The 23104-nt window shown below is 62.0% G+C and carries 27 protein-coding genes; 12 read left to right on the top strand and 15 right to left on the bottom strand.

Annotation, left to right across the window (positions count from 1 at the left end):
* The 15 genes from trbL to L810_RS16110 all read right to left on the bottom strand — a co-directional run.
* The coding region (gene trbL / locus L810_RS16175; RefSeq protein WP_042974947.1) for a P-type conjugative transfer protein TrbL at nucleotides 1-963 on the bottom strand (963 nt) is incomplete at its 3' end.
* The gene (locus tag L810_RS16170; protein WP_011516110.1) at nucleotides 960-1280 is read right to left on the bottom strand and encodes a hypothetical protein; all 321 of its coding nucleotides are present in this window, start codon (nucleotides 1278-1280) and stop codon (nucleotides 960-962) included. The genes L810_RS16170 and trbL, both read right to left, overlap by 4 nt.
* Nucleotides 1281-1292: 12 nt before the next feature.
* Nucleotides 1293-2030, bottom strand: a complete 738-nt coding sequence (trbJ, locus tag L810_RS16165; protein WP_011516109.1) for a P-type conjugative transfer protein TrbJ — start codon at nucleotides 2028-2030, stop codon at nucleotides 1293-1295.
* Nucleotides 2027-4486: a conjugal transfer protein TrbE gene (trbE, locus tag L810_RS16160; protein WP_011516108.1), complete on the bottom strand. Its 2460-nt coding sequence runs from the start codon at nucleotides 4484-4486 to the stop codon at nucleotides 2027-2029. The genes trbJ and trbE overlap by 4 nt, the downstream gene beginning before the upstream one ends.
* 12 nt (nucleotides 4487-4498) lie before the next feature.
* Nucleotides 4499-4771: a VirB3 family type IV secretion system protein gene (locus tag L810_RS16155; RefSeq protein ID WP_003138984.1), complete on the bottom strand. Its 273-nt coding sequence runs from the start codon at nucleotides 4769-4771 to the stop codon at nucleotides 4499-4501.
* Nucleotides 4768-5151, bottom strand: coding sequence for a TrbC/VirB2 family protein (locus L810_RS16150; protein WP_011516107.1), 384 nt, complete (start codon nucleotides 5149-5151; stop codon nucleotides 4768-4770). Before L810_RS16150 ends, L810_RS16155 begins: the two co-directional genes overlap by 4 nt.
* Complete coding sequence (gene trbB / locus L810_RS16145; RefSeq protein WP_021159347.1) at nucleotides 5148-6200, bottom strand: P-type conjugative transfer ATPase TrbB; 1053 nt, start codon at nucleotides 6198-6200, stop codon at nucleotides 5148-5150. The genes L810_RS16150 and trbB overlap by 4 nt, the downstream gene beginning before the upstream one ends.
* Nucleotides 6197-6661 (bottom strand): ribbon-helix-helix protein, CopG family, encoded by a 465-nt coding sequence (locus tag L810_RS16140; RefSeq protein ID WP_021159346.1) that lies wholly within the window; start codon nucleotides 6659-6661, stop codon nucleotides 6197-6199. Before L810_RS16140 ends, trbB begins: the two co-directional genes overlap by 4 nt.
* Nucleotides 6658-8661, bottom strand: a complete 2004-nt coding sequence (locus L810_RS16135) for a conjugal transfer protein TraG (RefSeq protein WP_021159345.1) — start codon at nucleotides 8659-8661, stop codon at nucleotides 6658-6660. The genes L810_RS16140 and L810_RS16135 overlap by 4 nt, the downstream gene beginning before the upstream one ends.
* Nucleotides 8662-8897: 236 nt before the next feature.
* Nucleotides 8898-9176 (bottom strand): EexN family lipoprotein, encoded by a 279-nt coding sequence (locus L810_RS45245; protein ID WP_011516102.1) that lies wholly within the window; start codon nucleotides 9174-9176, stop codon nucleotides 8898-8900.
* Nucleotides 9173-10117: a LysR family transcriptional regulator gene (locus L810_RS16130; RefSeq protein ID WP_021159343.1), complete on the bottom strand. Its 945-nt coding sequence runs from the start codon at nucleotides 10115-10117 to the stop codon at nucleotides 9173-9175. Before L810_RS16130 ends, L810_RS45245 begins: the two co-directional genes overlap by 4 nt.
* 14 nt (nucleotides 10118-10131) lie before the next feature.
* Nucleotides 10132-10884, bottom strand: a complete 753-nt coding sequence (locus L810_RS16125) for an SDR family NAD(P)-dependent oxidoreductase (protein ID WP_021159342.1) — start codon at nucleotides 10882-10884, stop codon at nucleotides 10132-10134.
* A 212-nt stretch (nucleotides 10885-11096) separates the two neighbouring features.
* Nucleotides 11097-11561 carry a universal stress protein gene (locus tag L810_RS16120; protein ID WP_011516099.1) on the bottom strand — a complete coding sequence of 155 codons (465 nt, stop codon included), beginning with the start codon at nucleotides 11559-11561 and terminating at the stop codon, nucleotides 11097-11099.
* Nucleotides 11562-11620: 59 nt separating this feature from the next.
* A complete protein-coding gene (gene phbB / locus L810_RS16115) occupies nucleotides 11621-12367 on the bottom strand; it encodes an acetoacetyl-CoA reductase (RefSeq protein WP_011516098.1) in 747 nt (248 codons plus the stop codon).
* A 10-nt stretch (nucleotides 12368-12377) separates the two neighbouring features.
* Nucleotides 12378-12719, bottom strand: coding sequence for a hypothetical protein (locus tag L810_RS16110; protein ID WP_035822233.1), 342 nt, complete (start codon nucleotides 12717-12719; stop codon nucleotides 12378-12380).
* 534 nt (nucleotides 12720-13253) lie between these two features.
* On the opposite strand from L810_RS16110, the gene L810_RS16105 reads away from it, so the two are divergent.
* The 12 genes from L810_RS16105 to L810_RS16050 all read left to right on the top strand — a co-directional run bounded on the left by L810_RS16105 (nucleotide 13254) and on the right by L810_RS16050 (nucleotide 23093).
* Nucleotides 13254-13478, top strand: a complete 225-nt coding sequence (locus L810_RS16105; protein WP_011875722.1) for a phenol hydroxylase subunit — start codon at nucleotides 13254-13256, stop codon at nucleotides 13476-13478.
* 87 nt (nucleotides 13479-13565) lie between these two features.
* A complete protein-coding gene (locus tag L810_RS16100) occupies nucleotides 13566-14561 on the top strand; it encodes an aromatic/alkene monooxygenase hydroxylase subunit beta (protein ID WP_011875723.1) in 996 nt (331 codons plus the stop codon).
* 39 nt (nucleotides 14562-14600) lie between these two features.
* A complete protein-coding gene (locus L810_RS16095; RefSeq protein ID WP_011875724.1) occupies nucleotides 14601-14870 on the top strand; it encodes an MmoB/DmpM family protein in 270 nt (89 codons plus the stop codon).
* Between the two features lie 22 nt (nucleotides 14871-14892).
* A complete protein-coding gene (locus L810_RS16090) occupies nucleotides 14893-16452 on the top strand; it encodes an aromatic/alkene/methane monooxygenase hydroxylase/oxygenase subunit alpha (RefSeq protein ID WP_021159339.1) in 1560 nt (519 codons plus the stop codon).
* Nucleotides 16449-16805, top strand: a complete 357-nt coding sequence (locus L810_RS16085; RefSeq protein ID WP_011516093.1) for a phenol hydroxylase subunit P4 — start codon at nucleotides 16449-16451, stop codon at nucleotides 16803-16805. Before L810_RS16090 ends, L810_RS16085 begins: the two co-directional genes overlap by 4 nt.
* Before the next feature lie 78 nt (nucleotides 16806-16883).
* Entirely contained in the window at nucleotides 16884-17948 is a 1065-nt protein-coding gene (locus L810_RS16080; RefSeq protein ID WP_042974942.1) for an NADH:ubiquinone reductase (Na(+)-transporting) subunit F, read from the top strand.
* A 2-nt stretch (nucleotides 17949-17950) separates the two neighbouring features.
* Complete coding sequence (locus L810_RS16075) at nucleotides 17951-18307, top strand: 2Fe-2S iron-sulfur cluster-binding protein (RefSeq protein WP_035486348.1); 357 nt, start codon at nucleotides 17951-17953, stop codon at nucleotides 18305-18307.
* A 17-nt stretch (nucleotides 18308-18324) separates the two neighbouring features.
* A complete protein-coding gene (locus tag L810_RS16070; protein WP_021159336.1) occupies nucleotides 18325-19269 on the top strand; it encodes a catechol 2,3-dioxygenase in 945 nt (314 codons plus the stop codon).
* A 21-nt stretch (nucleotides 19270-19290) separates the two neighbouring features.
* The gene (locus tag L810_RS16065) at nucleotides 19291-19740 is read left to right on the top strand and encodes a GlcG/HbpS family heme-binding protein (protein WP_011516089.1); all 450 of its coding nucleotides are present in this window, start codon (nucleotides 19291-19293) and stop codon (nucleotides 19738-19740) included.
* Nucleotides 19741-19806: 66 nt separating this feature from the next.
* Nucleotides 19807-21318: a 2-hydroxymuconic semialdehyde dehydrogenase gene (locus L810_RS16060; RefSeq protein WP_021159335.1), complete on the top strand. Its 1512-nt coding sequence runs from the start codon at nucleotides 19807-19809 to the stop codon at nucleotides 21316-21318.
* A 2-nt stretch (nucleotides 21319-21320) separates the two neighbouring features.
* On the top strand, nucleotides 21321-22103 hold the full coding sequence (dmpE, locus tag L810_RS16055) for a 2-oxopent-4-enoate hydratase (protein WP_042974940.1): 783 nt from the start codon (nucleotides 21321-21323) through the stop codon (nucleotides 22101-22103).
* Between the two features lie 78 nt (nucleotides 22104-22181).
* Nucleotides 22182-23093 (top strand): acetaldehyde dehydrogenase (acetylating), encoded by a 912-nt coding sequence (locus tag L810_RS16050; RefSeq protein WP_035486339.1) that lies wholly within the window; start codon nucleotides 22182-22184, stop codon nucleotides 23091-23093.
* Nucleotides 23094-23104: the final 11 nt, after the last annotated feature.

Below are 23104 nucleotides of genomic sequence, written 5' to 3'. Positions count from 1 at the left end.
GGCACGCGCGCCGCTGCCGGCCAGCTTGGCGGCAGCCGGGGCCATGCGCGCGCCAGCAGCCACGGCGCCACCCACGCCCGTCGCGGCGGCGCCGATGGCGACAGCCGTGCCGGCAGCGCCGACAGCAGCACCGGCCATTGCGCCAGCGCCGAGCTGCGGCGCACCGGACACGAGGCCCGTGGCGACGCCGGGGCCGAAGATCCCCAGCGCCAGCAAGGTGAGCGAGGCCAGCATGATGACCAGCGCGTGGTCGATGGACGGTTCGGCGGGATGGACTTGAAACTGCGCGAACAGGCCCGAGCCGATGCCCACGATCACGGCCAGCACCAGTACCTTGACGCCGGACGACACCACGTTGCCCAGCACCTTCTCGGCGAGGAAGCTGGTCTTGTTCCACAGCGCGAACGGCACCAACACGAAGCCCGCGAGTGTGGTCAGCTTGAACTCGATCAGCGTGATGAAAAGCTGGATCGCCAGCACGAAGAAGCACAGGACCACGACCAACCAAGCGAGGAACATCACCACGATGGGATCGAGGTTCACGAACACCTCGGGAAACCCGGCCATCTCGCCGATCTGTTCCAGAATTGGCGCCCCGGCGTCGATGCCGGTCTTGGCCAGCCGGCCCGGCTGGAGGAAGTTCTCCATCGTGATGGCCGAGCCGGTGGCGGTGATGCCCAACCCGGCGAACGAGCGGAACACGATGCTGGCCAGCCAGTTGAAGTTGTTGAGGATATAGGCGAAGGCACCGACGTAGAGCACCTTGCGCAGCAGCTTGGCGATCACGTCCTCGCCCTGGCCGGTGGCATGGCTCATGGCCCAATACAGGCCGGCGATCGTCATGTCGATGACGATCAGCGTGGCCGTGAGGAACGCCACTTCGCCCCGCAGCAGTCCGAAACCCGAGTCGATGTAGGTGGCGAAGGTGTTGAGGAACTGGTCGATGATGGTCACGTCATTCATGGCGTGTCCTCCGGTTCGACGGGAACGGCCGGCGCCATGCCATCGGCCGATTCCTCGAAGCTCGGCGGGATCGGCGGCAGGTCGGGCAGCGTCAGGTATTCATCAGGCCCGGCCTGGCCAGAAAAGAAGCGCCGCCGGAAGGCTTCGGTAGCGGCGCGGCAGGCGTCCTCGCCCGTAGCCTGTCGGTCGGCCGCGCATTGCGCGCGCAATGCCTTGAGCCGCACGGGATCGGCGGCCAAGGCATCGGCAAGATTGTCGGCCGGCTGCTCGCTGCAAGCGGCCAGCAGCACAGCACACAGGACGAGGACACATCGCATGGCGGCCTCCCGTCAGTCGCGGTAGAAGTTCACGGTCTGCGGCGTGTACGGCGTGCCTTCGCCCAGGAAGCGCCGCCGCACTTCGCGGGCACGTTCCGTGGCCGCCGCCTGTCGCGCCAGCTCCAGCGAGGCGGCCCGGTCTTGTGTGATCTGGAGCCGTTGCGCCTGTATCGATTGCTTGGCCTGCAAGGCGAGCAACTGATTCATGGCCTGCATGGCCTGCAATGCACCGTGGGCCGACTGGCTCTTGCTCACAAGGTCGGCCAGCACGCTTTCGTCTTCGCCCAGGTTCTGCGACACCTGCGCCTGCATCTGCATGGTGGTCTGCAAGCCGTTGAGCGTGTTCCGCCAACGCTCCTGCGCGTCGCGGTACATCTGGTCGCCGCTGACGGTGGCGGCGTACTGCTCGGGATACAGGCGCGCGAACTCCCGATCCAGGTTCGTCACGTCGTAGGCCAAGCCGCGAGCCTGAGCGATCAGCCGCTCGGTCGTCGCCAGATTGGCGCGCAACTGGTTCACCACGCTGGACGGCAGGCTGGCGAGGTTGCGCGCCTGGTTCATCAGCATCTGCGCTTCGTTCTGAAGCTGCTGGATCTGGTTGTTGATCTGCTCCAGCGTGCGAATCGCGGTCAGCGTGTTCTGCACGAAGTTGGACGGATCGAACACCGTGATGGCAGATGCCGGTTGTACGGCCAGCAGCGATACCGACAGCGCGGCGGCGAGAGAAATGGAAAGCGCACGGATCTTCATAGCTGGTTCTCCAATAGGTGGTCAGCGGTACGGAGGGAACCCGGCGCGAGGCCGGGGAACGAGGGCAGCAGATCGGCCGCCCAATCGAGGCCGCAATGGCGCAGCCAGCCGCCTGCGAAGCCGGGCGTGCCGGCGTCCAGCAGCACGCGGTCCATGTCGCGCTGGTCTTGCGGCGTGGAAGCGCCCGCAAAGGCCAGCGTCGCCGGCCCCAGGTCGAGGTCGAATAGGCGGTTGCCGAAGCGGGATTGGTAGTAGTAGTCGCGCTTGGGCTGCGCGGTGGCGACGATTTCGATCTGCCGTGAGTTCAGGCCGAAGCCCTCGTAGATCGTACGAATCTGCGGCTCGGTCGCCTGCGGGTTCGGCAGGAAGATGCGGCTTGCGCAGCTCTCGATGATCGCGGGTGCGATGCTCGAATCCTTGATGTCCGCCAGCGATTGCGTGGCGAAGATGACACTGACGTTCTTTTTCCTGAGCGTCTTGAGCCATTGCCGGATACGCGCGGCAAACACCGGGTCATCGAGGAACAGCCACGCTTCATCGAGGATCAGCAGCGTGGGCGCACCGTCGAAGCGTTCATCGAAGCGCGCAAAGAGGTAATGCAGCACGGCCATGACGGCGGCCTTGTTGTGCATCAGTTCCTCCATCTCGAAGCACTGCACGTCGGCCATGCCTAGCCGGTCATGGTCGGCGTCCAGCAGCTTGCCGTGGGCACCGCCGAGCACATAGGGCGACAGCGCCTGACGCAGCGTGTTCGATTGCAGCAGCACGGAAAGCCCCGTCATCGTGCGCTGCTCCAACGGCGCACCGGCGAGGCTTCCCAGCGCCGACCAGATAGCCGCTTTCTCGTCGGGACCGACCGCCACGCCTTCATGCAGCAAGCGGCCTTCGATCCATTCGGCCGCCCAGGTGCGGTAGCCCTCGCGGTCGATGTGTGCCAAGGGCTGGAAGGCGATTTCGCCGTCCGTCCCGAGGTCGTAGTGCTCGCCGCCCAGCCCGAGAACCGTGGCGCGCATCGAGCGGCCCATGTCGAACGCGAAGATGCGCGAGCCGCGATAGCGGCGGAACTGCATTGCCAGCGTGGCGAGCAAAACCGACTTGCCCATGCCGGTCGGCCCCGCGACCAGCGTGTGGCCCACGTCGCCGATGTGAGTGACCAAGCGAAAAGGCGTGGCGCCATCGGTGCGCGTGACGATCAGCGGCGGGCCGTCCAGGTGCTCGTCCTTTTCCGGCCCGGCCCATACCGCCGACACCGGCATCATGTGAGCCAGGTTCAGCGTCGAGACGATGGGCTGCCGCACGTTGGCGTAGGCGTTGCCCGGAATGGACGACAGCCACGCATCCACGGCGTTGAGCGTTTCCGGGATGGTGATGAAGCCGCGTCCCTGAATGACGCGCTCAACCATGCGCAGCTTCTCGTCGGCCACGGCCGGGTCGGCATCGAGCACCGTCACCGTCGCGGTGAGGTAGCCGAAGGCGACTTGATCGCTGCCCAGCTCCTGCAAGGCCGCGTCTGCATCCGCCGCCTTGTTGCTGGCGTCGGTATCCACCAGCGGGCTTTCTTGCTGGAAGATCGTTTCGCGCAGCAGCGCGATGACGTTCTTGCGCTTGGCGAACCACTGGCGGCGCAGGCGCCCCAACTCCCGTTCCGCCTCGGCTTTGTCGAGGCACAGGAAGCGCGTGCTCCAGCGGTAGGCAAAGCCGAGGCGGTTGAGGTCGTCCAGAATCCCCGGCCAGGTCGAGGTCGGGAAGCCCCGCACCGACACCACGCGCAGGTGCTGGTCGCCCAGCATCGGTGCCAGGCCACCGACCAGCGCGGAATCGGTCAGCAGCGCGTCGATGTGGAACGGCACTTCGGGCACGCCGACGCGATAGCGCCGCGTCGAGATGGTGGCGTGTAGGTAGGTCAGCGTCTGGCTGTCATCGAGCCAGGTGATTTCCGGCATCACGCCATCGAGCAGGTCAAAGACGCGATCCGTCTCCGCGACGAAGGCTTGCAGGCGCTCGCGCCAGTCCACGCCATTCGTCGGCGTGTTCTCGTAGAGCATCTTGGCGGCACGGGCGCGCGATTCCTCGGGCGGCAGGTACACCAGCGTCAGGTGATAGCCGCTCTCGAAGTGGTTGCCCGAGTCCTCAAAGGTGGCGCGGCGTTCCTCGTCCACCAGCCATGACAGTGGCTCTGGGAACTCCGAGTGCGGATAGTCGGCGGCGGGCCGGCGCTCGGCTTCAATGAACAGCGCCCAGCCCGAACCCATGCGGCGCAGGGCGTTGTTCAGGCGTGCCGACGTGGCGATCAACTCGCCTTGCGTCGCGCTGTCGAGGTCAGGCCCGCGAAACCGGGCCGTGCGCTGGAAACTGCCGTCCTTGTTCAAGACGACGCCCGGCGCAACCAATCCAGCCCACGGCAGCCAGTCGGCGAGCAATGCGGGTCGCTGGCGGTATTCGGCAAGGTTCAGCATGGCGGCGTCCCCTCACACGTCCAGCAGCGGGCGGTGCTTGATGTGCCGGGCGAACACGGCCATGAACTGCGGATCGACGCGCGCGCCCCATACCGCCAGCGAATGGCCGACGATCCAGAGCACGACGCCAGGAATCCACAGTTGCAGGCCTAGCCCGACGGCGGCGGCCAGCGTGCCGTTGGCGATTGCCACGGTGCGCGGCGCACCGCCCAGCAGGATCGGCTCGGTCAGCGAGCGATGCAGCGGCACCTCGAACCCAGCCGCGAAGGTATCCGGGCCGCTCATACGACGGCCCCGCCGGAGAAGCTGAAGAACGACAGGAAGAAGCTCGAAGCCGCGAACGCGATGGACAGGCCGAACACGATCTGGATCAGCTTGCGGAAACCACCCGACGTGTCGCCGAAGGCCAGCGCGAGGCCGGTTGCGATGATGATGATGACCGCGACGATGCGCGCCACCGGCCCCTGGATGGATTCGAGGATGGATTGCAGCGGGCCTTCCCACGGCATCGAGGAACCGGCGGCCTGCGCGGTGCCGGCCAGGAACAGCAGCAGCGCGGCCAGCAGCAGCCCTTGCCCAGCAGGGCGGGCCAGGCTACGCAGCCGTGCAAGGCGCAAAGCCGGATTTACGGAAACACGGAAAGCAGAAATGGTCATCTGCGTCATGGCAGTTCTCCAGGTTGGTCAGGGGACGGGGAAGTCGCCGCAGCGGGTGCGGCATCAGGGATCGGCAGTAGCTCGGGAAACGACGTTTCCAGCGCGTCCGCCAGTTGGTAGCCCACGCCGTCGAAGCCGACGACGCGGGCGATGCTCTCGATGCGGCGCTTGCGCCCGCGCCCGACGATGTGGATCACCACGTTGACCGCCTCGGCGATCAGCGCACGGGGCGGATTCACGGCCACTTCGAGAATCAGTTGTTCCAGGCGCAGCAGCGCGCCCAGCGCGGAGCCGGCATGGATCGTGGCGATGCCGCCGGGGTGGCCCGTGCCCCACACCTTGATGAGATCCAGCGCCTCGGCGCCGCGCACCTCGCCGACGACGACGCGATCCGGCCGCAGGCGCATGGACGAGCGCACCAGTTCCGTCATGGACACCACGCCTGCGCGCGTGCGCAGTGGAACGTGGTCGCGCGCCGCGCATTGCAGTTCCACCGTGTCTTCGAGCACCAGTACGCGGTCGCCGGTGGCGGCGATCTCGGCCAGCAGTGCATTGGCCAAGGTCGTCTTGCCGCTGCTGGTAGCGCCGGCGATCAGCACGTTCTGACGCTCGCGCACGGCGCGAACGAGAAAGCCCGCTTGGGCGCTGGTCATCATCCCGTCGATGACGTACCGCTCCAGCGGAATCACGCCGATGGCGCGCTTGCGCAGCGCGAAGGCCGGCCCCGGTGCAGCAGGCGGCAAGATGCCCTCGAAGCGTTCGCCCGTCTCGGGCAGCTCCGCCGACAAGAGCGGCTGGCCGCGATGGACTTCCGCGCCGACATGGGCCGCGACCAGGCGGATGATTCGCTCGCCATCAGCCTCGGGCATCTCAACGCCCATCGGCGCGCGGCCCGACGACAGGCGATCCACCCAAAGGGTGCGATCCGGGTTGAGCATGATTTCCACCACGTCGGGGTCTTCGAGCGCAGCGGCGATCAGCGGCCCCATTGCCGTGCGCAGCATCTGGATGCGGCGGTCGAGCGACGTGGCACTCATGGACTGCGGAACGGCGCTCATGACGCACGCTCCTGCGCTTGCGCGGCTGCCGCCGCGTCCTCCATCTGCATCGGGTCGGCATGCAGTTCCTCCACCACGTCGCGCACCAGGCTGCGGCCCCGCAGCAGGTTGCGGCCAAGCTGCTCGGTGAACTGCTCGAAGCGCGCCTTGCCCTGGGCGCGCGCCGCCTCCTGATGGGCCTCCGGCACCGGCGTGCTGACGGTCAGGTAGTAGCGGATGAACAGTGCCAGCGTCTCGATGGCGATGTTCTGGTCGCGCTCCATGCGCTCGGCCTGACGCGACAGGCGATCAAGCCGCTTGGCGATGGCCGCCTCGCGCTGGTCGGCGGCATCGGGCGACAGCCACGATGCGAGCGCCGCCGCGACGATGGACGACTTGGACACGCCTTTCTTGGCGGCCAGCTCGTCCAGGCGCTTGGCGTGCTCCGGCTGGATAAAGAGATTCAGGCGGTAGTGGCTCATAGCTCGATTCCGTCGTTGGGGTCGAGGGAAGCCAGCCGGGCCGTGCGCTGCATGGCCGGATTAAGCTGGCGAGGAAGGGGAAGCGGCAGGTCGTCGTCGTCATCGAGCAGGTCGAGGTCGGCGGTGCTCGCGGCCAGCTCGGGGGCGTAGGCGACGGTTTCGGAGAGTTCGGGTTGACGGCGTGGGCCACCGTCGTCGGTCGAAGCGCCGAAGCCTTCGGCGGCATCGGCCGCAGGCGCGGCGGGTACAGCAGGAATCGCCAGGCCGCTCCAGTCGTCCGGGCGCACCGGCGGCGCGTCGGCGTATCGGCCGTCCGCCAGCACAGGAGGCGGCAGCACGCGCCGCTTGAAATTGGCGTCCGCGTAGTAGCGCAGCTTCTTCGCCTTGATCGGCGCCACGCTCGACACCATCACCACCGCCACGTCAGGCGGAAGCTGCATGACTTCGCCGGGCGTCAGCAGCGGGCGCGCGGTTTCCTGACGCGACACCATGAGGTGGCCCAGCCACGGAGCCAGCCGGTGGCCTGCGTAATTGCGCTGGGCGCGCAGTTCGGTCGCAGTGCCCAACGTCTCGGAAATGCGCTTGGCGGTGCGCTCGTCATTCGTCGCAAACGTCACGCGCACATGGCAGTTGTCCAGAATCGAATGGTTCTGGCCGTAGGCTTTGTCGATCTGGTTGAGCGACTGCGCGATGAGGAAGCTGCGGATGCCATAGCCCGCCATGAAGGCTAGGGCCGTCTCGAAGAAGTCCAGACGCCCCAGCGCTGGGAACTCATCGAGCATCAGCAGCAGCTTGTGGCGGCGTGCGATGCCGTCGGAGCCATCGAGCGACTCGGTGAGGCGCCGGCCGATCTGGTTGAGGATCAGGCGGATGAGCGGCTTTGTCCGCGAAATGTCCGAAGGCGGCACCACCAGATATAGCGATACCGGATGCTCGGCCGCGATCAGATCGGCGATGCGCCAGTCGCAACGCGAGGTGACTTCGGCCACCGTGGGATCGCGGTACAGGCCGAGGAACGACATGGCAGTGCTCAACACGCCGGAACGCTCGTTGTCCGACTTGTTGAGCACTTCGCGCGCCGCCGATGCGACGACCGGATGCGGCCCATCGCCGAGGTGCGGCGTGGTCATCATCCGATGCAAGGTCAGCTCGAACGGGCTGGCCGGATCGGAGAGGAAGTTGGCGACGCCGCGCAGCGTCTTGTCTTCGCCCGCGTAGAGGACATGCAAGATGGCCCCGACCAGCAGCGCGTGGCTGGTCTTCTCCCAATGGTTGCGCTTCTCCAGCGCACCTTCGGGATCAACCAGAATGTCCGCGATGTTCTGCACATCGCGCACCTCATGCGCGCCGCGCCGCACCTCCAGCAGCGGGTTGTAGGCCGCCGACTTCGCATCGGTCGGGTTGAACAGCAGGCAATGCGAGAAGCGCGAGCGCCAGCCCGCAGTGATCTGCCAGTTCTCGCCTTTGATGTCGTGGATGACGGCGGATGCAGGCCAGGACAGCAGCGTCGGCACCACGAGGCCGACGCCCTTGCCCGAGCGCGTAGGCGCGAAGGTCAGGACGTGTTCCGGGCCTTCATGCCGCAGGTACTGGCGGTCGTGCTGGCCGAGGAAGACGCCGGCTGGATGCGTGAGGCCCGCCATGCGAATGTCCTGCGCGTTAGCCCAACGCGCCGAGCCGTAGGTGGTGACGAGGCGAGCTTGGCGCGAGCGCCAGACCGACATGGCGATGGCAACGCCCACGGCGACCATGCCACTGGCGCCGGCGATGGCGCCGCCGGTGTCGAATACTTCCGGCGCATAGGCGCCGAAGAAGAACCACCACTCAAACAGCTTCCACGGGTGGTAGATCGGCGTGCCAAGAAGATCGAACCAGGGAGAGCCAAGGCGTACTTGATAGCCAAGGGCCGCTGCTGTCCATTGTGTGGCGCCCCACACGCCGGCGATCACGATGCCGAACACCACGGCGATCTGACCGAACAGCACGTTCGTCCCTTGCATGACCTGGCCTCCGATTTCTCCTGCGCTGATTCCTCATGGAAATCGCGGCACAGGAACGTGCCGCATGCGTCAGGATCGGTGCCGGGTCAGTGCCGGTCAAAGACCGTTTTCAGCAGAATGGTCGAGCAAAAAGAAAGAATTAGTGTGACGGCGAGCCGAAGAAAAGCGCCGCAAGCGAAGGCGCATCGCGGCGTGTCGGACAAGAATATGAAGCCGATGCGGCGCGTCACCGACGATCAGAACTTGGGCGATTGTTTCGGTGGCGTGTACGGAGTATCACGGTCGCCATAGAACCGTTTGCGCGTGGCTTCGGCGACCCGATCGCATATCGTATCGCCCAACTTGGGGCGGTCGGTCTTGCATTGCAGACGCAGTTCTTTGAGGTGCTCTGGGTTAGCCGCCAGTTCTTCTACTGTCGGAATCCTTGCCTTTGAATTGGTGGCGTTCAGAGGTGTCTCGGACTGACCGCAGGCGGTCAAGGCAGCCACCAGCAAGAACGGAATGATCTTCTTCATGGCATCAGTTCCTCCGGGTGATCGGGATTGCGGCCTCGTGCGGGTCTGGGAGTTTCTGGCAGATCGATGGCCTTTACGCGCTCAATGAACCGCGCCAGTTCATCGGACGGATCACTGTCAAGACGAAGCAAATAGGTCGTCAGCGGTGGCACGCGTGACGCCAAAGGTCGTGCCACCACACCTGATTCACGACTGGCGGCAATGTGAGCTGCACCCGCCAACCCAAGTGCGAAGCCCGCTGACACCAACGCCATCATCAAATCGCTTGTGGCAACTCGCTCCGCGACCAGCGGCTCCATGTCCACTCGGCGAAGCACCCGCTCAACATGCTTCGCGAGGCCTTCACAGACTTGCGGATCGCACAGTACCAATGGGTAGCGCAGTAACTCATCCAAGGGGATGCGCTTGTGGATCAGCAGCGGATGCCGGGCGGGCACCGCCACCATCAACGCATCGCTCCAGGCGGGCAAAGCGACGATGCCGTCGCCCACTTCATCGGATTGGGCAAATCCCACGTCGTACAGGTCATCATGCAGCCCTTTGATCTGCTGCGACAGCGGCACCTCGAAGAAGCGAATTTCGACCTCGGGCTCCTCTTGTCGGCATAGCGCCAGCAAGGCCGGTAAGCGCGAAGGCGTGATGCCATCCGACAAGGCCACACGCAATTGCCCGTGGAAACCATTGGCGACCGCTTTCACGCTGTCACGCGCCTGCTGCAAGGCAGTAAAGATGCGTGGCACGTGTTCCAGGAAGAGCTGGCCCGCGCGGGTGAGGCGGGTACTGCGGGTGGTGCGTTCGAATAATTGCACACCCAAGTCCTCCTCCAATTCCTTGATGGCCCGCGACAATGGCGACTGCTCGATATGTAGCCGCTCGGCGGCGCGCGCGAAGTGGAGTTCTTCCGCGACAGCGATGAAGCATCGAAGGTGGCGCAACTCCACTGTGCCCTTCCTATTCAAGCCGCCGTATAACCGCCATCTACCACCATGGCGCTGCCGCACATGAAGCTGGCACCTTCGGACAGCAGGAAGCAGGCTGCGTGGGCGATCTCCTCGGGCCGGCCCAGGCGCCCGATGGCGTGCAGCCCCTTCAGCGCTGCCAGTGTGGCCTCGTCGAGCGCCTTGAGCAGCGGAGTTTCGATATAGCCCGGATGGAGCGAGTTGATGCGGACGCCCTGTGCCGAATAGGCCAACGCCGCCGAGCGCGTGAGACCTGTCACCCCGTGCTTGGCCGCGACGTAGGCCGGTGCGTCCGCGCTGCCGACTAATCCCAGGACCGACGACATGTTGACGATGGCGCCGCCGCCGGCGGCCAGGATGGCCGGGATCTGCGCGCGCATGGCATGCTGCACACCCGAGAGGTTGGTATCGATGACACGTTGCCATTCCTCGGCCGCCAGTTCGCCTGCAGGCTTGAGTTCTCCGGCAATGCCAGCGTTGTTGAAAGCCAGGTGCAGAGAACCGAAATGCTTGAGTGCGCACTGCACCGCCGCACCGGCGTCCTCGGGTTTGGCCGCATTGCCCTCGTGTGCCACGGCGCGGCCGCCGGCGGCGATGATGGCCTGTGTCACACGTCGGGCGGCCTCGAAGTCGATGTCGGAGGCAACCACCTGCACACCATTTATGGCGAGCAGGTGTGCCGTTGCCTCGCCGATACCCGAGCCGGCGCCACTGACCAGCGCGCTGTCACCTTTGAAGATGTATTTCATAGTGAATCGTCCTCCTTCGGGATTTGATTGATTCATAGTTCGGACGGTGACTCTCCGCGCTCAACTAGCACGAGTGCGATGGCACAGCACGCCAGAGCGCGTCGCAAAGATGCGCCGCCGCAGTGCGTACCGGCGCCATGGTTTTGAAATGGGCGACGAGGCGCTCGACACCGCTTTGAGCACCTGCGCGAGCGCCTCCACGGGCTGTTGATTCATGTGATCTCTTTTCTGCGCGACTGGCGCACCAGCATCACGGGAACAGGTGCGATACGCGCCACCTGTTCCGCATCGCTTCCCAGCAGCAGCCGGTCCACCCCACGGCGTCCATGGGTGCCCAGGATGACCAGGTCGCAATCGTTCTCCTTGGCCTGCCGGGCAATTTGCTCTGATACCCGCTCTGCAGTGCTTTCAAGCAGTACTGTCTCTGTTGCAATTCCGTCCTGACGCAGCCGGTTTGCGGCCTCGTCCAACAAGGCATGCCCGGCTGCCAGGAAGTGAGGGCGGACGTCCTCGATGTAGACCTTGGGGCGCTCGAAACCCGTGCTGTGCCGGGTCGGCTCGATGACATGCAGCAGGACCACGGTGGCGCCGTTCAGGCGTGCCATGTCCGCCGCATGATCGAGGGCCAGAAGGGATGTGGGACTGCCATCAAGCGGCACCAGAAATCGTGAATACATGGAACTCCTCCAAGAGCTGCGGATTGCCGCGTCGGAAGTCAGCCGCTCGCGCAGTGGGCTCAAGACATGTGCTGACCGCCGTTCATCGCCACGTTGCTGCCGGTCATGAAGGCGGCGGCTTCGCTGGCGATGAAGGCGACAAGAGCTGCAATCTCGGCCGGCTGGCCGAGACGGCCAACCGGAATCGCATCGATGATCTTCTGGCGCATGTCCTCTCGCACCGCCATCACCATCTCGGTGGCCAGATAGCCCGGCGAGACGGTGTTGACCGTCACGCCCTTGCGCGCCACCTCCTGTGCGAGCGCCTTGGTGAATCCATGTACCCCGGCCTTGGCCGCCGAATAATTGGTCTGCCCGAACTGGCCCTTGCTGCCGTTGATCGAAGAGATGTTGACGATGCGGCCCCAGCCGCGCTCGGCCATCGGGTCGATGAACGGCTTGGTGACGTTGAACATGGAGTCCAGGTTGGTGCGCAGTACGGCATCCCAACCGGCCTTGTCGAGCTTGCGCAGCGTTGCATCGCGGGTGATGCCGGCGTTGTTCACCAGGATGTCGATCCGATGACCGTCGGCGTGGATGCGCCGCGCCAGTTCCTGCGTTGATTCGTAGTCCGATACATCCACCCCGTAGGCGGCAAATGAGTAGCCCTGTGTCGCTTGCGCTTGCTGCCACTGGCCAATCGTGGTGTTGCCGGGGGTATGCGTGACGATCACGCGGTGGCCGGCATCGTGCAGGGCACGGGCGATCGCAGCGCCCAACCCCCGGTTGCCTCCCGTCACGAGCGCCGTCCGTTGCGTCGTATTCATTGCCGTCCCCTCATTTCTTGGTCTTGCCCTGGGGTACGGCGCTTGGGGCGGTCCAGGGCTGCGCCAAGCGCTGGCAAAGCTGCGTGAAAGAGGCTGCGTCGCCACTGGCGCCGAATGCCTCGGAGACAGATTCCTGCCAAGTCGTGAGCGCTTGGCGCAGACCATTGGCAAAGGCCGCCTGGCTTTGGGCTGCTACTTGCCCGACCGCTTGGGCATCGCCCATGCGGCCTTGGCACAGGCGCCAGAACACCTCGGACGGCAAGGTCGCGAGCGCCTGCCAGTCGGCTGCCTGTTGGAGGCCCTGGATGCGCGAGGTGGTCTCCAGCACGCCGCCAGCGCTGAGCTGTTGCATGGCTTAACAGAACCGACAGGGGCTCTGTCAATTTGATGACGACGGCAGGGAAACGGTGACCGTGATAAAGCGATTTCGTTTTCTTCACCACTTCATTCTACCGCTGCCTCGCCATCAAATTGACAGAGCCTTGCTGGGGTGTGCATTTCAGAAATTTCTGATCTAAGCGACCTGCGCCCCTTTCCTAGTTCGCGAATTTTATGACAGCACCCCAGAGATTTTTCGATGTGCGATTGCACAATGAGCTTGACCTCGTTCGCTGGCACCTCCGTAGATACCCTGTGTTGTATCGATTCTGTGTGACGGTTGTGCTGACCTGCGTCCTTCGGTTTGTGCCTGGCAGAAGGCGGCGCCCAAACGCAGGAAGCATCTGGCCGTTTAACGCAGGATGCTTGGGCCGAATTGCGACAGATGACGATCCCGCAGCAGCTCACCTGTAAATGCATTGCTGCAAAGCAGCAATAAAGGCTCATTTCTGCCGATGGCACGCGACTTGCTTTGAGATATCAAAACACAGAATCGGAGACACAGGCGATGCACAAGCAAGCAGCCCTTGAGGCGGAACCCAGGTTCGATCCGAACCTCAGGTTTGTCAGCGTTACCGCCATCAACACACAGGGATTCGTCCAGTTCGAATTTTCAGTTGGCACCCCCGAGCTCTGTGTCGAGCTCATGCTGCCCGTTGCTGCGTTCGAAGAATTTTGCCTCGCGCAGAAGGTGACGCGATTGGATGCCTTCGGCGAGATTGTGCGGCATTGATTTTCTTGTGAGCAGCGCCGAGCAGCCTGATGAAGCGCGCCTAGTCTGATCGCATCCCATCCCGGTTCACAACCACAGGAGCAGTTAATGACCATCGATTTGAAGACGCGGGAAATCAAACCACTGCGTCACACCTACACGCACGTGGCTCAATACATCGGAGCCGATAAAGCCGCTTCGCGCTATCAGGAAGGCACTGTAGGTGCTCAACCGGCAGCGAATTTTCATTACCGGCCCACGTGGGATCCCGAGCATGAACTGTTCGACACGTCGCGTACCGCGATTCAAATGAAGGACTGGTATGCGCTGAAAGACCCGCGTCAGTTCTACTACGCGTCGTGGACGATGACCCGAGCGCGGCAGCAAGACGCGATGGAATCCAACTTCGAGTTTGTCGAGTCGCGCGGCATGATCGATCTCGTTTCCGATGAGGTTCGACAACGGGCGCTTTCCGTTCTCGTGCCTTTGCGTCACGCGGCCTGGGGCGCGAACATGAACAACTCCCAGATCTGTGCCCTAGGTTATGGCACGACCTTCACTGCGCCGGCTATGTTCCACGCAATGGACAATCTGGGTGTAGCGCAGTATCTCACACGACTGGCGCTGGTAATGTCTGGACCCGATCTTCTTGACGAAGCCAAGCAAGCCTGGATGACGAGTCCCGATTGGCAACCGTTGCGTCGTTATGTGGAAAACACTCTGGTGCTGCAAGATCCGGTGGAACTGTTCATCGCCCAAAATCTGGCGCTCGACGGTCTTCTTTATCCCATGATCTATGGCGCTTTCGTCGACGATTACATCGCACTCAACGGTGGTAGCGCAGTGGCAATGCTAACCACTTTCATGCCCGAGTGGCATGACGAATCCAGTCGCTGGGTCGATGCGGTAGTAAAGACCATGGCGACGGAATCGGAGGATAACAAAGCGCTGCTCATTCACTGGTTGCGTACCTGGGAAGATCAGGCGGCGTCAGCGTTGTTGCCTGTCGCTGAAATGGCTTTGGCGGAAAACGGCCACGACGCCTTGGAAGAAGTAAGGCAGCAACTTCGTGCCCGCGTTGCGAAGGCCGGGATTGTTCTGTAACCCCTAATTTATATTCCTGACCGTCATAGAGGAATGTTCATGTCTAACGTATTTATCGCGTTTCAGGCTAACGAGGAGTCTCGACCGGTGGTGGAGGCGATTCTCGCTGATAACCCTAAGGCGGTCGCCACAGAATCGCCTGGCATGGTGAAGATCGATGCGCCCGGGCATCTCACAATAAACCGTCAAAGCATCGAAGACCGGATCGGCATGAAGTTCGATCTCCAGCAAATCCACATCAACCTGATCACCTTGTCCGGATATATCGACGAGGATGACGAACAGTTCACGCTGAGCTGGAAACACTGAACACGGCAAAGAGGAAATTGAAATGGACACTTCTGTGCAGAAGAAGAAACTCGGTTTAAAGGATCGCTACGCAGCGATGACCCGCGGTCTTGGCTGGCAGACCAGCTACCAGCCGATGGAGAAAGTGTTTCCGTACGACAAGTACGAAGGCATCAAGATCCACGATTGGGATAAATGGGAAGACCCCTTCCGCCTGACCATGGACGCCTACTGGAAATATCAGGGCGAGAAGGAAAAAAAGCTTTACGCCGTCATCGACGCTTTCGCGCAGAACAACGGGCAGTTGAGCATTTCCGACGCGCGCTATGTCAACGCACTCAAGGTGTTTATCCAGGGTGTGACACCGTTGGAGTATATGGCACACCGAGGTTTTGCCCACGTTGGTCGGCATTTTACGGGTGAAGGGGCACGTGTTGCTTGCCAGATGCAGTCCATCGACGAGCTGCGTCACTTCCAGACCGAAATGCATGCTCTCTCGCACTACAACAAGTATTTTAACGGTCTGCACAACTCCATCCATTGGTACGACCGGGTTTGGTATTTGTCGGTGCCCAAGTCATTTTTTGAAGACGCGGCCACCGGTGGACCGTTCGAGTTTCTTACCGCGGTGAGCTTTTCGTTCGAATATGTGTTGACCAACCTGCTGTTTGTCCCCTTCATGTCGGGTGCTGCTTACAACGGGGACATGTCTACGGTCACTTTCGGTTTTTCGGCGCAAAGTGACGAATCGCGCCACATGACACTCGGCATCGAATGCATCAAGTTCATGCTGGAACAGGATCCGGACAACGTGCCCATCGTGCAGCGCTGGATCGACAAGTGGTTCTGGCGCGGCTATCGGCTGTTGAGCATCGTGGCCATGATGCAGGACTACATGCTGCCCAACCGGGTGATGAGCTGGCGCGAGAGCTGGGAGATGTACGTCGAGCAGAACGGCGGCGCGCTGTTCAAGGATCTTGCGCGTTATGGCATCCGCAAGCCCAAGGGCTGGGACCAGGCTTGCGAAGGCAAGGACCACATCAGCCATCAGACCTTCGCCGTATTCTATAACTATAACGCCGCGGCCCCCATCCACACCTGGGTTCCCACAGAAGAAGAAATGGGATGGCTGTCGGAGAAGTACCCCGAGACGTTCGACAAGTATTACCGTCCGCGTTGGGACTACTGGCGCGAGCAGGCCGCCAAGGGCAACCGTTTCTACAACAAGACGCTGCCGATGCTCTGCACTACCTGCCAGATTCCGATGATATTCACCGAGCCTGGCGACGCAACCAAGATCTGCTATCGCGAGTCGGACTACCTCGGCGACAAGTATCACTTCTGCAGCGACCACTGCAAGGAGATTTTTGACAACGAACCCGAGAAGTTCGTGCAGTCATGGCTTCCGCCGCAGCAAGTGTATCAAGGAAACTGTTTCAAGCCGGATGCCGATCCGACCAAGGAGGGTTTTGATCCCTTGATGGCCTTGCTCGACTACTACAACCTGAATGTAGGCCGGGACAACTTCGATTTCGAGGGATCGGAAGACCAAAAGAACTTTGCTGCCTGGCGTGGAGAGGTCTTGCAAGGAGAAGCCAAATGAGCGTTGTTGCCCTCAAACCCTACAAGTTCCCGGCACGAGACGCGCGCGAAAACTTTCCGGCGCCGTTGCTGTTTATCGGCTGGGAAGACCATCTGTTGTTTGCGGCACCTGTTGCCTTGCCCCTGCCGTCGGACACGTTGTTCGGTGCGCTGTGCACCCAGGTGTTGCCCGGCACTTATGGCTATCACCCCGATTTCTCAAAGATCGACTGGAGCCAGGTGCAGTGGTTTAAGTCCGGCCAGCCGTGGCATCCCGACCCGGCGAAGTCGCTGGCTGAAAACGGTCTGACGCACAAAGACGTGATCCGCTTTCGCACGCCTGGCTTGAACGGTCTGAGCGGTTCCTGCAATTGAGATTGCGTCATGGCAGCGCAATCACACCGCAGCCGAAGTTACAGGCCGCGGTGTGATTGGCCTCCGGCGATTTGAACAATGACCTATCAACTCAACATTCAGCCCCTGGGCGCCACCATTGAGGTGGAGGAAGGGCAAACTATACTCGACGCGGCCTTGCGCCAAGGCATTTACATTCCGCACGCGTGTGGTCACGGGCTATGTGGAACCTGCAAGGTGCAGGTGTGTGACGGAGAAGTCGATCTCGGCGATGCGAATCCCTTCGCGCTGATGGACTTCGAGCGCGAGGAGCGCAAGGCGTTGGCCTGCTGCGCCACCTTGCTCGATGACACGACCATCGAGGCCGACATCGAGGAAGACCCGGACGCCGAAGTCATCCCGGTCGAGGATTTCAATGCCGAGGTGACACGCATCGAGCAACTCACACCGACGATCAAAGCCGTCTTCCTGAGACTCGATCAACCGATTCATTTTCAGGCGGGTCAGTACGTGCAACTTGAAATTCCCGAGTTGCGCCAGACACGGGCGTTTTCCATCGCCAATTCACCTGCGGACGTCGCAGCAACGGGAGAGATCGAGCTCAATATTCGCCGGGTTCCGGGAGGACAGGGCACGGGTTACATCCATGAACAACTGGCGGTGGGGAACATTCTGCACGTGACGGGTCCCTATGGCCGGTTTTTCGTGCGCAGGTCAGCCGACCAGCCCATGGTTTTCATAGCAGGTGGTTCAGGCCTGTCGAGCCCTCGGTCGATGATTCTCGACTTGTTGCAAAGCGGATGGAGCAAGCCTATCACCCTGATCTATGGCCAGCGCAATGAGGCAGAACTGTATTACGACGAGGAGTTCCGCGAGCTCAGCCAGCGGTATTCGAACTTCAGCTACGTACCGGCACTATCGGAAAAAGCAGAAGGTGCGACGCATCCCTTGGCGCAGGGTTTCGTTCACGAGGTCGCCAAAGCTCATTTCGAGAACAACTTTTCCGGCCACAAAGCCTATTTGTGCGGGCCGCCGGCGATGATCGACGCCTGCGTCACGACCCTGATCCAGGGCCGGTTGTTCGAACGCGACATCTATTTTGAGAAGTTCATTTCCGCAGCCGATGCCCAACAAGTACGCAGTCCGCTTTTCAAGAGGGTGTGATCGTGACTACTCAGGACGGGAAGGTCAACGTGACCGTCAAGCAGACCGGCGAGCGTTTCAGCTGCGCTCTCGGTGAGTCTCTGCTTTCCGGCATGGCACGCCTTGGGCGTCGCGGCATACCAGTTGGTTGCCTTAGCGGCGGGTGCGGGGTGTGTAAGGTCGCGGTGTGCAGAGGCAGCGTGCGCAAAACTGGAGCAATGAGCCGTGCGCACATTTCCGAGGCGGAAGAAGCGCAAGGTGTGGTGCTGGCGTGCCGGGCGGCTCCCACTGATGATGTGGAACTGGAGGTGGTCGGCAAGATGCAAAAGCCCTTTTTCAAAGGGTTGAGCTTTCAGGTAGCCCAAGATTCAACGAAATAAGCCGAAGGAGATAGACCATGGGTGTGATGCGAATCGGCCATGCCAGTCTGAAAGTGATGGACATGGCGTTGGCAATCAAGCACTACGAAAACGTCCTGGGAATGAAAAGGACGATGGAGGACGAACATGGAAACGTGTACCTCAAGTGCTGGGACGAATGGGACAAGTACTCCGTTATTCTGACGCCGTCCGATCAAGCAGGGCTCAACCATGTCGCCTACAAGGTTGAGCACGATGCCGACCTGGACGCGCTGCAAAAGCGTATCGAAGCCTATGGCTTCAAGACACAAATGCTCCCCGAAGGTACCCTTCCTTCGACCGGTCGTATGCTGCAGTTCAACCTGCCGAGCGGACATGAGATGCGTCTGTTTGCGACGAAGGAATATGTGGGCACCGGAGTCGGAACGACCAATCCTGACCCGTGGCCCGATGACGTCAAGGGGGCAGGCGCCCATTGGCTGGATCACTGCCTATTGATGTGTGAACTCAATCCGGAGACGGGCGTGAATCGGGTGGCGGAAAATACCCGGTTCATGAAGGAATGCCTGGGCTTTTATCTGGCTGAGCAAGTTATGGTAGGTCCGGATAGTAGCATTCAGGCTGCAACGTGGATGTTCCGCACGTCCACGCCGCACGACATCGCTTTCGTAGGTGGGCCTCGCAATGGTTTGCACCACATTGCCTTCTTCCTCGACTCGTGGCATGACGTACTGAAATCGGCTGACGTCATGGCCAAGAACAAGGTCAAGATCGACGTGGCGCCGACGCGCCATGGGATTACCCGCGGGGAGACGATCTATTTCTTCGATCCAAGTGGGAATCGCAACGAGACCTTTGCCGGCCTGGGCTACCTCGCTCAACCTGATCGGCCTGTGACGACCTGGACGGAAGAGCATCTCGGCAGCGGCATCTTCTATCACACCGGTGAGTTGGTCCAGTCATTCACCGAGGTTTACACCTGACTGCCACGCAGGAGATAGCACATGACTCAGGCTGACTCACTTCATAGCGTCGAGGCGCGGCTGATCAACTGGCCTGCGGCTAACCGCGTCGTCGAGGCAGCTGCGCTGCACGCGCAGCGCCTCGGCGTATGCGTGAACATCGCGGTGGTCGATGTGGCGGGGAATCTTGCCGCGTTTCTGCGCATGCCTGGAGCGCCGTTGCACTCCATCGAGATCGCCATCGACAAGGCATACACGGCAGCCAGTTTCGGCTTACCGACCAGTCGGTGGAGTGAGGCCTTGCTGAGTCATTCCGAAGCGGTCCGCCAAGGCATCGTGCGAAGGCCCCGCTTCATCGCCTTCGGCGGTGGTTTGCCGATTGTTGAAAGTGGCCATCGCATCGGGGGTATTGGCGTGTCTGGCGGTACCGAAGAGCAGGACGAGCACTGTGCGCAAGCCGGATTGAGCCTGCTAGGTCTAACTCAAACCTGAATCTTTCCGGAAAGTCGACTGCCGCCGCGACCACATTTGCCTAACAAGGAAGTTTACTGAAACATCATGCTGATTACCGATCCCCAAGCGACCGCGAGCACTGGAAACCAGTCCGTCGCTCGTGCTAAAGAAATCCACAACTTCATCAACGGCGAATATGTGCCGGGTCAGCGTTGGTTCGAGAAGCGCTCGCCGTTGAACAACGCGGTCATTGCCAAGGTGGCCGAAGCCGGCCGTGCCGAAGTCGACGCGGCGGTGGCTGCGGCGCAGGCCGCGCTCAAGGGAGCATGGGGGCGCATGAGCTTGGCCCAGCGCGTGGAAGTGCTGTACGCGGTGGCCGACGGCATCAACCGTCGTTTTGACGACTTCCTTGCCGCTGAGGTAGAGGACACGGGCAAGCCTATGAGCCTGGCGCGGCATGTGGACATTCCGCGTGGGGCGGCCAATTTCAAGATCTTCGCCGATGTGGTGAAGAACGTGCCCACTGAGTTTTTTGAAATGCCTACACCGGATGGTGTCGGGGCGATCAACTACGCCATGCGTCGACCGGTCGGGGTGGTCGGGGTGATCTGTCCATGGAACCTGCCGCTGCTGCTGATGACCTGGAAAGTCGGCCCAGCGCTGGCCTGTGGCAACACCGTTGTGGTCAAGCCCTCCGAAGAGACGCCGCAGACCGCTGCATTGCTGGGCGAAGTGATGAACGCGGCGGGCGTGCCGCCAGGGGTCTACAACGTCGTGCACGGCTTCGGCCCCAGCTCCACCGGCGAATTCCTCACCACCCACCGCGGCATCAACGCCATCACCTTCACCGGTGAAACCCGCACGGGTGCGGCCATCATGAAGGCCGCGGCTGACGGTGCGCGCCCCGTGAGTCTGGAGATGGGCGGCAAGAACGCTGCCATCGTGTTTGCCGATTGCGACTTCGACGCCGCCATTGAAGGCACGCTGCGCTCGTGCTTCGCCAACTGTGGCCAGGTCTGCCTGGGTACGGAGCGGGTATATGTCGAGCGCCCTATCTTTGATCGTTTTGTCTCCGCGCTCAAAAAAGGCGCTGAAGGCATGCAGCTCGGCCGCCCGGAAGATCCGGCCACCGGCATGGGCCCGCTGATTTCGCAAGAGCATCGTGACAAGGTGCTGTCGTATTACAAGAAGGCGGTTGAAGCGGGCGCGACGGTGGTGGCGGGCGGCGGTGTACCCGATATGCCGGACGCGCTCAAAGGCGGCGCGTGGGTACAGCCCACCATCTGGACGGGCTTGGGCGACGACTCGGTGATTGCCCGCGAGGAGATCTTCGGCCCTTGCGCGCTGGTCATGCCATTCGACAGCGAAGAAGAGGTGATCCGCCGTGCCAACGATAACGACTACGGCCTGGCCACGGCGATCTGGACCACCAATCTGTCGCGTGCGCACCGCGTGGCGGGGGCCATCGAGGTCGGCATTGCGTGGGTGAACTCCTGGTTCCTGCGCGATTTGCGCACGCCGTTCGGCGGGGCCAAGCAGTCGGGTATCGGGCGCGAGGGCGGAGTCCACTCGCTGGAGTTCTACACGGAACTCAAAAACGTTTGCATCAAATTGTGATCATGGACAAAACTCAAATCACCGAGCTTGGCGACGCCCTGTATCAGGCACTGACCACGCGAACCGTGCTCGATCCGCTGACCGAGCGCCACCCCGATATGACGATCGAGGACGCCTATCACATCCAGCAGCGCATGATCGAGCGTCGTGTGCAGGCTGGTGAAACCATCATCGGCAAGAAGATCGGCGTGACGTCAGCGGCCGTGATGAACATGCTTGGCGTGTATCAGCCGGATTTCGGCTACATGCTCGACGGCATGATCTACAACGAAGGGCAGTCGATCGAGATCGGCACGCTGATTCAGCCGAAGGCCGAAGGCGAGATCGCGTTCATCCTCAAGAAAGACCTGATGGGGCCGGGGGTGACCAACGTGGACGTGCTGGCGGCGACCGAATGCGTGATGCCGTGCTTTGAAATTGTCGATTCGCGCATCCGCGACTGGAAGATCAAGATTCAGGACACCGTGGCGGACAACGCCTCCTGTGGCGTATTCGTGCTGGGTGATCACGCGGTCGATCCACGCAAGCTCGACCTGACGCTGTGCGGCATGGTGATGGAGCGTAATGGCGAGATTATCGCCACGGGCTGCGGCGCGGCGGCACTGGGCTCACCGGTCAACGCCGTGGCCTGGCTGGCCAACACGCTGGGGCGTCTGGGCATTGCACTCAAGGCGGGCGAGGTGATCTTGTCCGGCGCGCTGGCGGCGATGTTCCCGGCCAAGGCGGGCGACAGTTTCCGCGTCAGTATTGGCGGTCTGGGCGGTTGTTCGGTCCGGTTTCACTGAACGCGCCCGGCCAGGCACCACGCCCGGCCGTTGTCGGATGCCGTGCGTAAAAGTCATTTTTATAGGAAGGACAAGGTCATGAAAAAGATCAAATGTGCGCTGATCGGACCAGGCAATATCGGCACCGATCTGCTGGCCAAGCTCAAGCGCAGCTCGGTGCTGGAGCCGGTGTGGATGGTGGGCATCGACCCGGAATCGGAAGGGCTGAATCGAGCCCGTGAGCTCGGCATCAAAACCACGGCGGAAGGTGTCGACGGGCTGCTGCCGCATGTGCTGGCCGATGGTGTGCAGATCGCGTTTGATGCCACCAGTGCATATGTTCACGCGGAAAACGCGCGCAAGCTTAACGCGCTGGGCGTGATGATGATCGATCTGACGCCGGCGGCAATTGGCCCGTACTGCGTACCGCCGGTCAATTTGAAAGGGCACCTGGGCAAACGCGAGATGAATGTAAACATGGTCACCTGTGGCGGGCAGGCCACCATTCCGATGGTCGCTGCGGTCTCGCGCGTGCAGCCGGTGGCATACGCAGAAATCGTCGCGACCGTATCGAGCCGATCGGTGGGGCCCGGCACGCGCAAAAACATTGACGAATTCACGCGGACCACGGCCGGCGCGGTGGAAAAGGTGGGGGGCGCGAGGAAGGGCAAAGCCATCATCATCATCAACCCGGCGGAGCCTCCGCTGATGATGCGCGACACGATTCATTGCCTGACCGAAAGTGAGCCGGATCACGAGAAGATTACCGAGTCGATTCACGCGATGATCAGGGAAGTCCAGAAGTACGTGCCCGGTTACCGGCTGGTCAACGGCCCGGTGTTTGACGGCAAGCGTGTGACGGTCTTCATGGAGGTGGCGGGCCTGGGGGACTATCTGCCCACGTACGCCGGCAACCTGGACATCATGACCGCTGCCGCGGCCCGGACCGCCGAGATGTTTGCCGAAGAGATGATTGCCGGCAATCTCACGCTCGAACCGGTTGTCGCTTGAGCCGTCAAGGA

The organism is Burkholderia sp. AU4i (assembly GCF_000466765.1).
GTDB classification, from domain to species: Bacteria; Pseudomonadota; Gammaproteobacteria; order Burkholderiales; family Burkholderiaceae; genus Burkholderia; species Burkholderia cepacia.
This window is presented reverse-complemented; position numbering and strand designations above follow the sequence as displayed.